A 12917-nucleotide genomic window follows, 5' to 3' on the forward strand; every position below is an offset into this window, starting at 1 on the left:
ATAGCTTGTCAATGCCCCGGCGTTAATCGCCGGTTACTTATGGCCGACCGGCAAGACCTGATGTCCGGGTTGAGGGGAGTTCGCACGTGATGTCGTCTCGGATCGTGGACACGTCGACGGCGGTGGCGGCGCCCGCCCGGCCCGGCCCGGTCGGCCCGGTCGTCCTGGACGGGCGCGGTCTCGGCGTCGGCGACGTCGTCCGCCTCGCCGACGGGACCGCGAGCCCCGCCCCCGGCACCGAGGCGATGAAGCGCGTCGAGGAGTCCTGGGACGCCGCCCGGCGCATCGCCGCGACCGGCCGCGTCTACGGGCGCTCCACCGGCGTGGGCGCCAACCGGAACGAGGACGTGCCCACCGAGGCCGCCGCCGGACACGGCCTGCGCCTGCTGCGCAGCCACGCCGGCGCCATCGGCGAGGAGCTGCCGGCGCGTCAGGTGCGGGCCATGCTCGCCGTGCGCGCCAACCAACTGCTCGCGGGCGGCGCGGGCCTGCGGCCCACCGTCGTCACCGCCCTGTGCGAGGCGCTGGAGAGCGGCGCGTACCCGGCGGTGAACGAGTTCGGGTCCGTGGGCACCGGCGACATCGCGGCCCTGGCCCAGCTGGGACTCGCCCTCGCCGGGGAGCACCCCTGGCGCGGACCGGGCGCCCCCGCACCCCAGCCGCTGGACAACAACGACGCGCTCGCGCTCATCAGCAGCAACGCCCTCACCCTCGGCCAGGCCGCCCTCGCCCTGCACGAGCTGCGCGGACTCATCGCCGCCACGCAGGTCGCCGCCGCCCTGTCGCTGGTCGCCGTCGACGGATCGCACGAGGCGTACGCGGCCCCCGTGCACAGCGCCCGGCCGCACCGCGGCTCCACCGAGGTGGCCCGCCGCATGCGCGAGCTGATCGGCGCCGCCGACCGGCCCACCCCGCCGCTCGGCCGCATCCAGGACCCGTACGGCTTCCGGTGCGTGCCGCAGATCCACGGCCCCGCCCACGACGCGGCCGACGCCCTCGAACAGGTCCTCACCGTCGAGATCAACGCCGCCGCCGAGAACCCCCTCATCTGCGCCGAGGACATGGCCGCCTACCATCACGGCGGCTTCTACCAGGCACAGCTCGCCCTCGCCCTCGACCACTTCCGGCTGGCCGTCACGCAGGTCGCCCGGCTGTCGTCCTCCCGGCTGTCGACCCTGAACGAGCCCGCCTACACCCGGCTGCGCCCCTTCCTCGCCGACCACGAGCCCGCGTCCTCCGGCGTGATGATCCTGGAGTACGCGGCCGGGGCGGCCCTCGGTGACCTGCGGGCCTTCTCCGCCCCCGCCTCGCTCGGCCACGCTGTACTCTCCCGGGGCGTCGAGGAGCAGGCGAGCTTCGCCTCGCTCGCGGCACGCCAGACCCTGCGGGCGTGCGGCGCGTACCGTCTCGTCGTCGGCTGCGAAGTCGTGGCCGCCGTGCGGGCGTTGCGCCAGCGCGGTCTGCGGCCCGACCCGGAGCTGCCGGCTGGACGGGCGCTGGAACTCGCCGAGTCGGTGCTCGACCCGGACCAGGCCGACCGGCCGCTCACGGACGACGTGGCGGCGGCGGCCGCACTGCTCGACCGGTTCACGGACATCTGGAGGGGGAGCACGTCATGAGCGTGACCGACAGCCCTGCCGCGCGGCTTCAGGCGCTCTTCGAGGGGCGCCGGCTCACACCGACGCAGCGGCGCATCGCGCACAGCATGGTGCGGCGCGCCGCCGACGTGCCGTTCCTGTCGAGCGTCGAACTCGCCGAACTCGCCGGGGTCAGCCAGCCGTCCGTCACCCGCTTCGCGGTCGCGCTCGGCTTCGACGGCTACCCGGCGCTGCGCCGGCACCTGCGCGAGGTCGCCCCCGCCGAGCCGGTCACCGACACGGCCTCCTACAACGAGTACCAGCAGGCCGTCGAGGCCGAGATCGAGAATCTGCGCCACCTCGCCGAGGTGCTGGCCGACCCGCGTCCGGTGGAGCGCGCGGGCCGGCTGCTCGCCGCGTCCAGGCCGCTGCCCGTCCTCGGGCTGCGGGCCGCCGCCTCCCAGGCGTACGGCTTCGCGTACTTCGCCGCCAAGGTGCACCCGGACGTCCGGCTGCTGCACGAGGGCGGCACCATGCTGCACGACCGGATCGACGCCGCCGTGCACGCCGGCGCCACCACCCTGCTGTGCTTCGCGCTGCCCCGGCATCCGCGCGAGGTGGTGGACTCCCTCGCCTACGCCAAGTCGGCGGGGCTGACCGTCGTCACCGTCGCGGACTCGGCGTTCGCGCCGGTCGCCAAGGTGTCGGACCTGCTGCTGCCTGCCGCCGTCGGCACGGGCCTCGCCTTCGACACCGCCTGCGCCCCGATGCTCCTCGGCCGGGTGCTGCTGGAGGCGATGTGCGACGGACTGCCGGACGCGCAGGCCCGGCTTGAGGAGTTCGACGCGCGGGCCGCCGCCCGGGGCCTGTTCGTGGAGTGAGCGGGCGCCGCGTTTCTCAGACTCGTCTCACGTTCTCTCGCTAATCTGCACCTCCCAACAGGCCGAGACGGGAGGCGGAACGTGGCACGCGGAGGGCAGGGACTGGCTCGGGTGGCGGTCGTCGTGAGGGCCGGGGCGGCACCGCTGTGGTGGACGGGAGTGTGCGCGGCGGGCATCGGTGTGGTGCCGCCCGGGGTGACCGGCCGTCGGATCGGGGTCATGGCCGGGGCGGTGTGCTTCATCGTCGCGGCGGCCGTGGTGGCGTACGCGCGCCGCGGGCGGTACGCGGAGCTGTCCCGCTCCGCCGCCCGCGCCGCCAAGCAGGACGTGCTCCAGGACCGCGCGGTGTCCGTGCGCAACTGGCGCCGGTGTCACCGCTGGTGGCTGCTGCTCGGCTTCCTGGCCGCGCTCGGCAGCGCCTTCGCGGTGCCGGCCGCGGGCGGTCTGCTGCTGGCCGGTACGGGTGTGGGGCTGTGGCTGAAGGCCGCCTGGCTCGGCCGCCGCGAGCGGGACGGCGAGGCCCTGCTGTGGGTGCGCGTCGACTGGCTCGGCAAGCGCGCCGGCGCCCCCGCGGGCAGAGCGGTCAAGTCCTTCCGCAGCACGGGCATCGCCGCGGGCGACGCGGCCCCGGGCGGGGCGCGCCGCCGCGTCGACGCCCTGGTGTAGTTCGCGCGTCCACCCCGCCGGCCGCCGGGGGCGCCGTGCGGCGCCCCCGGCCGGCGGCAGGTGGGGGCTGCTCTAGACCTCCAGTTCGGCTTCGATCCGCTTCAGCTGATGGCGGGCCATCGCCAGGTTGGACCGCTTGGAGTCGAGGACGAGGTAGAGGAACAGCCCGTTGCCGCCGCGCCCCTGCATCAGCCGGATCAGGTGGTACTGGTCGCTCAGGGTGATCAGGATGTCCTCGATCTCGCCCTTGAGGCCGAGGTGCTCCATGGTGCGGAGCTTGGCGCGGACGACGTCGGTGTTGCCGGCCGCGGCGACGTTGAGGTCGAACCCCTTGCTGCCGCCGATCGTGCCGAGCGCCATGCCGCTGGTGTAGTCGACGAGCGCGACGCCGGTCGCGCCTTCGATGGAGGCGAGTGCCTCTTTCAGTGCGGTCTCCGTGTTGGCCATGGTGCTGTGGGTCCTTTCAACTTTCGCTGGTGGTAGGGGATTTGGTGGTAGGTGTCCGGACGGGCAGGCTCGGTTCCGCGGGTGCCGGATCGGTGCGGCCGTTCGCCGGGGCGCGCGGCGCGCGGGTGCGCGAGCCGACCGTCCGGGTCGTGGGCTTCGCGGCGATCCGGGCCGGTCCGGCCGGCTCGCCGCGGGCGGTCGCGGCGTCCACGAGCTCGCCGATCCGGGTCCCGGAGCGGCGCCCCTCAAGGTGCAGCCGGCCGACGTTGACCCGGTCCTGGGCCAGCAGCGTCAGCACGGCCGAGGGACCGGCGGCGTACGTCGCCACGTAGCCGTACACGCCGCGGACGAGCAGTTCGCGGAAGTCGCCCTGGCCGGTGGCGTCGGTCATGCGCAGGGCGACGCCCAGGGACGCCGCGGTGAGCGCGGCCACGCCCTCCGGTTCCACTCCCGGGGTGTCGTGGGCGAGCACGAGGCCGTCCACGCTGGCCGCGAGCGCGCCGGTCACCTGGGGTACTCGCGCCCTCAACCGGTGGATTTCGTCGAGGACTTCGGCCTCCGCGGCCATGAGCAGTCTCCTTTCGGCACGCTGTCGGAGCGCGCGGATCACAGGGCCTCCAGGGCGTCTCTGAGCCGGCGCAGCAGGGCGACGTCCGGGTCGTCCGACGTCTGGTCGAGCACGGCCGCCACGGCGGGCGAGGGGGCCCGCTCCGGGACGGGCGCCGTCGCCACGATTCCGCCGGCCGCCAGCCGGCGCAGGTCGACCAGGGTGTGGAACGCGGGGCGTCCCAGGGCGAGCGATATGTCCGCCGCGGTGCGTACGCCGTCCACGTGGCCGAGGACGGCGCGCTGGCGCGGGGTGAGCGAGGGGCCGGCGCCCCGGGAGCGGACGAGCGGCGCGGTGTCCGTCGCCGGGTCACGCCAGATGCGGTGCAGCAGCGCACGGCGGCGCAGCGTCTCGCGCTCCAGGGCGGCCACCGGGACCGGGCGCAGCGGACCGAGCCAGTGCGCCGCCCCGTACCGGAAGCGGGCCGGGGCGCTGCTCGGGCCGAGCACGAAGTACGCGGCGTCGTACAGCGCCCCGAGGTGGCACAGCTCCAGCGCGCCCTCGGCTATCCGGCCGCTGTCGACCAGGAACCGCCCCACCCGGCGGCGCGCCCCGGCCTCGGCGACCGCCTGCCGCCACACGTCGGCGTGCAGTGTGCCGGGGACGGTGAGCAGGACGTCGAGCCCCGGGGTCGCCGGGCTCTCGGCGTGCACGACCTGCCCCTCGCAGAGGTAGAGCGTGCCGCGCTCGCGCATGAGCACTCCGGTCGCCCGCTCCTCGGCCAGCCGGCTGAGCATGGGGGAGAGGCCGCCGGCCGGACCGGTGTGCCGGTCCCGACCGCCGGGCTCCTCCAGGGCGTCCCGCACGGGGAGCGGAGGCGCGGGCGGTGTTCTGACCGTGGTCATCCGAGCACCAGCCGTCCGGCCATCTCGCCGAGCCTGATGCGGGCGAGGGCGAGGTTGCCGTCCTCGCGGCCCAGCCACAGGTGCAGGAAGACGCTGCTGTCGAACGTCGTCCTGACGAACCGCAGGACGTGGTAGCTGTCGCGGTTGCTGATGATCAGGTCCTCGACGGGCGGCTCCGCCTCGGACCAGTCGGAGCCGTCCGCCGGGGCGAACGCGTGGTGCTCCGCGGCGAGCCGGGCCAGTTCGGCGGCCTCGGCGGCGGTCGTCTCGTGGTCACCGCCCGGTGCGTCGCCGACGGTGCCCAGCGCCAGACCGCTGGTCCAGTCGACCACCGCGGCACCTCGCGCACCGGGCAGACGCATGGCTTCCAACAGGCACTCGTCGATTCCGGGCACCGTATCCCCTCCCGCCTCGGGTTCGGCTGAGTGACGCAGAGGCTACGCAACGTGTGCGCGGGGGGTGAGGGTTCCGGCATTTTCCAGTGGAACATGCGCGGACTGGCTAAGGTGGGTCAACTGACCTCAACCGGCGCCAAGTTGACCATGGACGGACCCTGGCGAGGAGGGTGGCCCGAGCTGCGTGGACGCGATCCGCTCGGGTCGTTCGCCGCCCGAGAAGGGTCCCGTCGGCGCCGGCGCAGCGGTCCCGCCGCGTCTCCGGCATGATCCGCCGGACAGGCCCTAGAGCGCGGTGAGCGACGAGGCGTGCGCGCCGCCCGACTCCGCCACGATCTCCGGGAGCGTCTGCGGTTCCCGTACGACCGCGAAGCGCACCCCGCCGCCGTCCGGCGCGAAGCCGTGGACGCCCGGGCGGGCCAGCGAGTTGTACGCGTAGTGGTGGGCGAAGCAGTACGCCCCCGTGTCCAGCACTGCCGCGTGGTCGCCCGCTTCGAGCAGCGGCAGCGAGCGGCCCTCGGCGAGCAGGTCACCGGCGAAGCAGGCGGGCCCCGCGATGTCCTGCACCACGCCGGGGCCCGGCTTGGGGCGCCCCTTCGCGTCGTAGGCGGCGATCCGCAGCGGCCAGGAGGCGGGCGCGTAGACCGTGCGGGCCGCGATCTGCACTCCGGCGTGGGTGACCGCGATGGGCCGGCCGCCGGCCCGCTTGGCGTACTCGACCCGCGTGAGCACCGTCCCGTGCTTGGCCAGCAGCGACCGCCCGAACTCGGTGACCAGCCCGTAGCGCCCGTCGAACAGTCCCGGGACGACCTCGGCGAGCAGCCGCGCGTACTGCGCGTACGTCGGGGTGGTGACGTCCGAGCCGAAGTTCACCGGCAGGCCGCCGCCGATGTCCAGGGTGTCGATCTGCCGCCGCCCGATCCGCTCGTTGATCTCCTCGGCGAGCGCGTACGTCTCCGCCACGCCCCGGGCCATCAGCGAGAGCGGCACGCCCTGCGACCCGGAGTGCGTGTGCAGTCGCGTCAGCCAGGGCCGGTCCGCGTACGCCTGGACGAGCCACGCCCGGGCCCCCTCGTCCCGCAGCGCCACGCCGAACTTGGACGTCGGCGTCGCCGTCGACAGCGCCTCGATGGAACCGCCGCCGACCTGCGGGTTCACCCTGATGCCGACGGGCGAGCGGGTGACGGCGGAGCGCACCAGGCCGTCGAGGCGCTCCAGCTCCTGCGGGTTGTCGGCGTTGACGGCGATGCCGAGGGCCAGGGCCTCGCGCAGTTCGGCGCGGGTCTTGGCGGGGGAGTCCAGGACGGTGCGGGCGGGCGCCACCCCGGCGGCGCGGGCGAGCGCCAGCTCCCCGGCGCTCGCGACCTCGGCCCCGATGCCCGCCTCGCGCAGCAGCCGCAGCACCGGCACCAGCGGGGCCGCCTTCACCGCGAAGGCGTGCAGCACCGGGGTGCCGGACGCGGTCACGGCGTCGAAGGCCGCCCGCAGGGCCGCCGCGGACGCCCGGATACCGGCGACGTCGAGCAGGCACACCAGCGGGGCGCCGGGGCCGACCAGGCCCTGTTCCACGGCGGCCCGGACGGCCTCGTCGCGCCGGGCCACCCGGTCCTCGTCCCGCTCACCCGACCCGGCCGGCGCCGGCACGGCACGGTTCACCCCGTCGCCCATCGGATCCCCCGTCGTCTCCTTGTGCGCGCCCATGCGTCCCAGCCAAACACCGACGGCGCGCCCGCGCTGACGTACCAACGTATTGACTAGCTCTATTCATGAGTCCAGGATGTGAATAACCACTGCAACAACCGGCATGCCGCGGCCCGCGTGCGGCAGTCCATCCCAGGAGGCAGACCATGTCAGGACCCCGCCCCGTCCGAGCGCCGCGCGGTACGGAACTGAGCGCCCTGGGATGGCAGCAGGAAGCCGCCCTGCGCATGCTGCAGAACAACCTCGACCCCGAGGTCGCCGAGCACCCCGACAAGCTCGTCGTCTACGGCGGCACCGGCAAGGCCGCCCGCGACTGGCGCTCCTTCGACGCCATGGTGCGCACCCTGCGGACCCTCAAGCAGGACGAGACCATGCTCGTCCAGTCCGGCCGCCCCGTCGGCGTCATGCAGACCCACGAGTGGGCCCCGCGCGTCCTCATCGCCAACTCCAACCTGGTCGGCGACTGGGCCAACTGGGAGGAGTTCCGCCGCCTCGAACAGCTCGGCCTGACCATGTACGGCCAGATGACGGCCGGCTCGTGGATCTACATCGGCACCCAGGGCATCCTCCAGGGCACCTACGAGACCTTCGCCGCCGTCGCGGCCAAGAAGTTCGGCGGCACCCTCGCGGGCACCATCACCCTGACCGCCGGGCTCGGCGGCATGGGCGGCGCCCAGCCGCTCGCCGTCACGATGAACGACGGCGTCGCGATCTGCATCGACTGCGACCCGCGCGCCATCGAGCGCCGCATCGAGCACCGCTACCTCGACGTGAAGGCCGACTCCCTGGAGCACGCCCTCCAGCTCGCCACCGAGGCCCGCGACGCCCGCCGCCCGCTCTCCATCGGCCTGCTCGGCAACGCGGCCGACCTGCTGCCCCGCATGCTCGCCGAGGGCGCCCCCGTCGACATCGTCACCGACCAGACCTCGGCCCACGACCCGCTGTCCTACCTGCCCTCCGGCGTCGACTTCGACGACATGGCCGCCGCGGCGGCGAAGGACCCGGCCGGCTTCACCACCCGCGCCCGCGAGTCGATGGCCCGGCACGTCGAGGCCATGGTCGGCTTCATGGACGCCGGCGCCGAGGTCTTCGACTACGGCAACTCCATCCGCGGCGAGGCCCGGCTGGCCGGCTACGACCGGGCGTTCGCCTTCCCCGGCTTCGTCCCCGCCTACATCCGCCCGCTGTTCTGCGAGGGCAAGGGCCCCTTCCGCTGGGCGGCCCTGTCCGGTGAGGCGTCCGACATCGCCAAGACCGACAAGGCGATGCTGGAGCTCTTCCCGGAGAACGAGTCGCTGCACCGCTGGATCAAGATGGCCGGCGAGCGCGTCCACTTCCAGGGCCTGCCCGCCCGCATCTGCTGGCTCGGCTACGGCGAGCGCGACAAGGCGGGCGAGCGCTTCAACGACATGGTGGCCTCCGGCGAGCTGGCCGCACCGCTGGCCATCGGCCGCGACCACCTCGACTCCGGCTCCGTCGCCTCCCCGTACCGCGAGACCGAGGCCATGCTCGACGGCTCCGACGCGATCGCCGACTGGCCGCTGCTGAACGCCATGGTCAACGTCGCCTCGGGCGCCTCCTGGGTCTCCATCCACCACGGCGGCGGCGTCGGCATGGGCCGCTCCATCCACGCCGGCCAGGTCTCCGTCGCCGACGGCACGAAGCTCGCCGGCGAGAAGCTGCGGCGCGTGCTCACCAACGACCCCGGCATGGGCGTCATCCGGCACGTCGACGCCGGCTACGACATCGCCGAGACCGCCGCCGACGAGCGCGGTGTGCGGGTCCCGATGCGTGAGGGTGACCAGGCGTGACCTTCCACAGCATGTGGGCGGAGCTGCTGCCGGTCGGCCGCAGCTCCGCCTCCGGCGGGTACCGCAGGTTCGCCTGGACCGGTGCCGACGCCGACTGCCGCGCCTGGTTCCGCGCCCAGGCCGAGGCCCGCGGCCTCACCTACGAGCTGGACCGCAACGGCAACCAGTGGGCCTGGCTCGGTGACCCCGCCGCCGGGGACGCCGTCGTCACGGGCTCGCACCTGGACTCGGTGCCAGACGGCGGCGCCTTCGACGGCCCCCTCGGGGTCGTCTCGTCCTTCGCAGCGCTGGACGAACTCCTCAGGAGGGGAACGGAGTTCGCGAGGCCCGTCGCCGTCGTCAACTTCGGCGACGAGGAGGGCGCCCGCTTCGGCCTCGCCTGCGTCGGCTCCCGCCTCACCGCGGGCGAGCTCACCGTCGAGCAGGCGCACCGCCTCACCGACGCGGACGGCGTCACCCTGCCGCAGGCCATGGAGCGGGCCGGGTACGACCCGGACGCCATCGGCCCGGACCCCGAGCGGCTCGCCCGCATCGGCGCCTTCGTCGAACTGCACGTCGAGCAGGGCCGCGCCCTCGACCTGAGCGGCGACCGGGTGGGCATCGCCAGCGCCATCTGGCCGCACGGCCGCTGGCGCTTCGACTTCCGGGGCGAGGCCAACCACGCGGGCACCACCCGGCTGACGGACCGCCGGGACCCGATGCTGCCCTACGCGCAGACGGTGCTCGCGGCCCGCCGCGAGGCCGAACTCGCGGGCGCCGTCGCCACGTTCGGCAAGATCGCCGTGGAGCCGAACGGGGTGAACGCCATCCCGTCCCTGGTCCGCGGCTGGCTCGACTCCCGCGCCGCCGACCAGACGGCCCTCGACACCGTCGTCACCGGCGTCGAGAAGGCAGCCCGCGAGTACGCGGACGCCCACGGCGTCGACCTCGACGTCGTCCGCGAGTCCTTCACGCCCGTCGTCGAGTTCGAGCACGCCCTGCGCGACGAGCTCGCCCGCATCCTGGGCCGGGACCGCGACGCGCACCTCGCGGTCCCCGTCCTCGGGACCGGCGCGGGACACGACGCGGGAATCCTCTCCGGGAGGATCCCGACCGCCATGCTGTTCGTGCGCAACCCCACCGGTGTCTCGCACTCCCCGGCCGAGTACGCCGCCGAGGACGACTGCGAGGCCGGGGTGACCGCACTCGCCGACGTACTCGAAGGGCTGGCCCGCAGGTGACGCAGACGTACTGGCTGGAGCACGCCTGGCTCGACACCCACGTCGAGCCGGGCGTCACCGTCGAGGTCGCCGACGGGCGGATCACCGCCCTGCGCACGGAGACCGCCACCCCGCCGCCCGGCGCCGAGATCCTGCGCGGCCTCACCCTGCCCGGCCTCGCGAACGCCCACTCGCACGCCTTCCACCGGGCCCTGCGCGGCACCGTCCAGGTCGGCTCCGGCACCTTCTGGACCTGGCGCGAGGTCATGTACTCCGTCGCCGACCGGCTGACCCCGGACACCTACCACGCGCTCGCCCGCGCCGTGTACGCCGAGATGGCGCTCGCCGGGATCACGGCCGTCGGCGAGTTCCACTACGTGCACCACGCCCCCGGCGGCACCCCCTACGCCGACCCCAACGCCATGGGCGAGGCGCTGATCGCCGCCGCCGCCGAGGCCGGCATCCGCATCACCCTCCTCGACACCACCTACCTCTCGGCCGGCTTCGGGCAGCCTCCCAACCGCCACCAGCTGCGCTTCTCCGACGGCACGGCCGAGGCCTGGGCGCAACGCTGTGCAGTTCTCAAGGACCGGGACCACGCACGGATCGGTGCCGCCGTGCACTCCGTACGGGCGGTGCCCGCGGAGCAGCTGGCGACGGTGGCCCGCTGGGCCGAGGAGCGCCGGGCCCCCCTCCACGTCCACCTGTCCGAGCAGACGGCGGAGAACGACGCCTGCCGGGAGGCCCACGGCCGCACGCCCACCCGGCTGCTCGCCGACCACGGGGTCCTCGGGCCCCGCACGACCGGCGTCCACAGCACGCACCTCACGGACGAGGACATCGCCCTGCTCGGCGGCTCGGGGACCGGCACCTGCATGTGCCCGACGACCGAACGGGACCTGGCCGACGGCATCGGCCCGGCCGTCGCCCTCCAGCAGGCGGGCTCGCCGCTGTCGCTCGGCTCCGACAGCCACGCCGTGATCGACCTGCTCGAAGAGGCCCGCGCCATGGAGCTGAACGAGCGGCTGCGCACCCGCACCCGCGGCCACTGGACGGCCGCCGCGCTGCTGCGGGCCGCCTCGGCGGACGGCCACGCGGCCCTCGGCTGGGACGAGGCGGGCAGCCTGGAGGCCGGCGCGCTCGCCGACTTCACGACGATCGCGCTCGACACCGTCAGGACGGCCGGACCGCTGCCGCGGCTCGGCGCCGAGACCGCCGTATTCGCCGGGACGGCGGCCGACGTGCGCCACACGGTCGTGGCCGGCCGGCACGTCGTGCGCGACGGCGCGCACACCCTCGTACCCGACGTGCCGTCAGCGCTCGCGGACGCCGTCGAGGCGCTGCGCGCCTGACCCCGGCCGACACCGCAGCCACCGCCGCCCACACCGCCGACAAGGCCCACGAGGACGCCATGAGCAGCACGACCGTCATCACCGACATCGCCCGTCTTGTCACCAACGACCCCTCCCTCGGTGACGGATCCCCCCTCGGTCTGATCCACGACGCGGCCGTCGTCATCGACGGCGACCGCGTCGCGTGGATCGGTGAGTCAAGACAAGCACCCGCCACTGACAACCGGGTCGACGCCGGGGGACGGGCGGTGATCCCGGGCTTCGTGGACTCCCACTCGCACCTCGTCTTCGCGGGCGACCGCACCGAGGAGTTCAACGCCCGCATGTCCGGCCGCGCCTACAGCGTCGGCGGCATCCGCACGACGGTCGCCGCGACCCGGGCCGCGAGCGACGAGGACCTGGAGCGCAACCTCGTCCGCCATCTGCGCGAGGCGCTCCGCCAGGGCACCACGACCTTCGAGACCAAGTCCGGCTACGGCCTCACCGTCGAGGACGAGTCCCGGGCCCTGCGGATCGCCTCCCGCCACACCGACGAGGTGACCTACCTGGGCGCGCACATCGTCTCGCCCGACTACGCGGACGACCCCGCCGCCTACGTCGCCCTCGTCACCGGCGAGATGCTCGACGCCTGCGCGCCGCACGCCCGCTGGATCGACGTCTTCTGCGAGAAGGGCGCCTTCGACGGCGACCAGGCCCGCGCCATCCTCACGGCGGGCCGGGCGAAGGGCCTGCACCCCCGCGTCCACGCCAACCAGCTGACGTACGGCCCCGGGGTCCAGCTCGCGGTGGAGCTCGACGCCGCGTCCGCGGACCACTGCACGCACCTCACGGACGCCGACATCGACGCCCTGGCCGGCAGCGCGACCGTGGCCACCCTGCTGCCCGGCGCCGAGTTCTCCACCCGCGCCGCGTGGCCGGACGCCCGCCGCCTCCTGGACGCGGGCGCGACGGTCGCCCTCTCCACCGACTGCAACCCGGGCTCGTCCTTCACGTCCTCGGTCCCCTTCTGCATCGCCCTGGCCGTACGGGACATGGGGATGACCCCGGACGAGGCCCTCTGGTCGGCCACGGCCGGCGGCGCCGCGGCCCTGCGCCGGGACGACATCGGCCGCCTCACCCCGGGCGCGTACGCCGACCTGGCCCTGCTCGACGCGCCGAGCCACGTCCACCTGGCCTACCGGCCCGGGGTCCCGCTGGTGTCGCAGGTGTGGCGGCGCGGAGTCCGCGAGGTCTGAGGCAAGGGGCGGCCGAGGCCAGCGCCGCGGCGCCGTCCGGAGGCGTCCCGGAGGCGCCTCCGCGGCTTCGGGGGCCCACGGGGCCGCCAGACCCGTCCAAGCCCGCCCCGGGGCCTCGTGAGGGCACCTCACGCCTTCCGGCTACGAGGGCACTTCCCGACGCGTGCCGGGTCGCATGGACGGTCGTGCCCGGCGTGAGGT

General features: G+C 74.6%; 12 protein-coding genes. 7 read left to right on the plus strand and 5 right to left on the minus strand.

Features of this window, described 5'->3' with window-relative positions:
• Window positions 1-89 precede the first annotated feature (89 nt).
• The 3 genes from ACFYQQ_RS38390 (at window position 90) to ACFYQQ_RS38400 (ending at window position 3124) form a co-directional block, all read left to right on the plus strand.
• A complete protein-coding gene (locus tag ACFYQQ_RS38390; protein ID WP_355792418.1) occupies window positions 90-1619 on the plus strand; it encodes an aromatic amino acid ammonia-lyase in 1530 nt (509 codons plus the stop codon).
• Window positions 1616-2458, plus strand: coding sequence for a MurR/RpiR family transcriptional regulator (locus ACFYQQ_RS38395; RefSeq protein WP_355792421.1), 843 nt, complete (start codon window positions 1616-1618; stop codon window positions 2456-2458). Before ACFYQQ_RS38390 ends, ACFYQQ_RS38395 begins: the two co-directional genes overlap by 4 nt.
• Window positions 2459-2539: 81 nt before the next feature.
• A complete protein-coding gene (locus ACFYQQ_RS38400; RefSeq protein WP_388907158.1) occupies window positions 2540-3124 on the plus strand; it encodes a hypothetical protein in 585 nt (194 codons plus the stop codon).
• A gap of 72 nt (window positions 3125-3196) precedes the next feature.
• Here the strand turns inward: ACFYQQ_RS38400 and ACFYQQ_RS38405 are convergent, their stop codons facing one another.
• The 5 genes from ACFYQQ_RS38405 to ACFYQQ_RS38425 form a co-directional block, all read right to left on the minus strand.
• Window positions 3197-3571 carry a hypothetical protein gene (locus ACFYQQ_RS38405; protein ID WP_356173021.1) on the minus strand — a complete coding sequence of 125 codons (375 nt, stop codon included), beginning with the start codon at window positions 3569-3571 and terminating at the stop codon, window positions 3197-3199.
• 16 nt (window positions 3572-3587) lie between these two features.
• The gene (locus tag ACFYQQ_RS38410; RefSeq protein WP_355784132.1) at window positions 3588-4139 is read right to left on the minus strand and encodes a roadblock/LC7 domain-containing protein; all 552 of its coding nucleotides are present in this window, start codon (window positions 4137-4139) and stop codon (window positions 3588-3590) included.
• Between the two features lie 38 nt (window positions 4140-4177).
• Window positions 4178-4915, minus strand: coding sequence for a transcriptional regulator (locus ACFYQQ_RS38415; protein ID WP_355784150.1), 738 nt, complete (start codon window positions 4913-4915; stop codon window positions 4178-4180).
• Between the two features lie 104 nt (window positions 4916-5019).
• On the minus strand, window positions 5020-5418 hold the full coding sequence (locus ACFYQQ_RS38420) for a hypothetical protein (RefSeq protein ID WP_121402515.1): 399 nt from the start codon (window positions 5416-5418) through the stop codon (window positions 5020-5022).
• Window positions 5419-5703: 285 nt separating this feature from the next.
• Window positions 5704-7119, minus strand: a complete 1416-nt coding sequence (locus ACFYQQ_RS38425; RefSeq protein WP_355784135.1) for a diaminopimelate decarboxylase — start codon at window positions 7117-7119, stop codon at window positions 5704-5706.
• A gap of 146 nt (window positions 7120-7265) precedes the next feature.
• On the opposite strand from ACFYQQ_RS38425, the gene hutU reads away from it, so the two are divergent.
• Genes hutU through hutI form a run of 4 tightly spaced genes read left to right on the plus strand, consistent with a single transcriptional unit; the run spans window position 7266 to window position 12716 of the window.
• Window positions 7266-8930, plus strand: coding sequence for a urocanate hydratase (hutU, locus tag ACFYQQ_RS38430; protein WP_355784139.1), 1665 nt, complete (start codon window positions 7266-7268; stop codon window positions 8928-8930).
• Window positions 8927-10150 (plus strand): allantoate amidohydrolase, encoded by a 1224-nt coding sequence (locus ACFYQQ_RS38435; RefSeq protein ID WP_355784142.1) that lies wholly within the window; start codon window positions 8927-8929, stop codon window positions 10148-10150. Before hutU ends, ACFYQQ_RS38435 begins: the two co-directional genes overlap by 4 nt.
• Window positions 10147-11481 (plus strand): formimidoylglutamate deiminase, encoded by a 1335-nt coding sequence (locus ACFYQQ_RS38440; RefSeq protein ID WP_355784145.1) that lies wholly within the window; start codon window positions 10147-10149, stop codon window positions 11479-11481. Before ACFYQQ_RS38435 ends, ACFYQQ_RS38440 begins: the two co-directional genes overlap by 4 nt.
• 59 nt (window positions 11482-11540) lie before the next feature.
• Window positions 11541-12716: an imidazolonepropionase gene (hutI, locus tag ACFYQQ_RS38445; RefSeq protein WP_388907164.1), complete on the plus strand. Its 1176-nt coding sequence runs from the start codon at window positions 11541-11543 to the stop codon at window positions 12714-12716.
• Window positions 12717-12917 lie beyond the last annotated feature (201 nt).

The sequence above is a fragment of the Streptomyces sp. NPDC005496 genome, assembly GCF_042872045.1.
Lineage (GTDB): Bacteria > Actinomycetota > Actinomycetes > Streptomycetales > Streptomycetaceae > Streptomyces.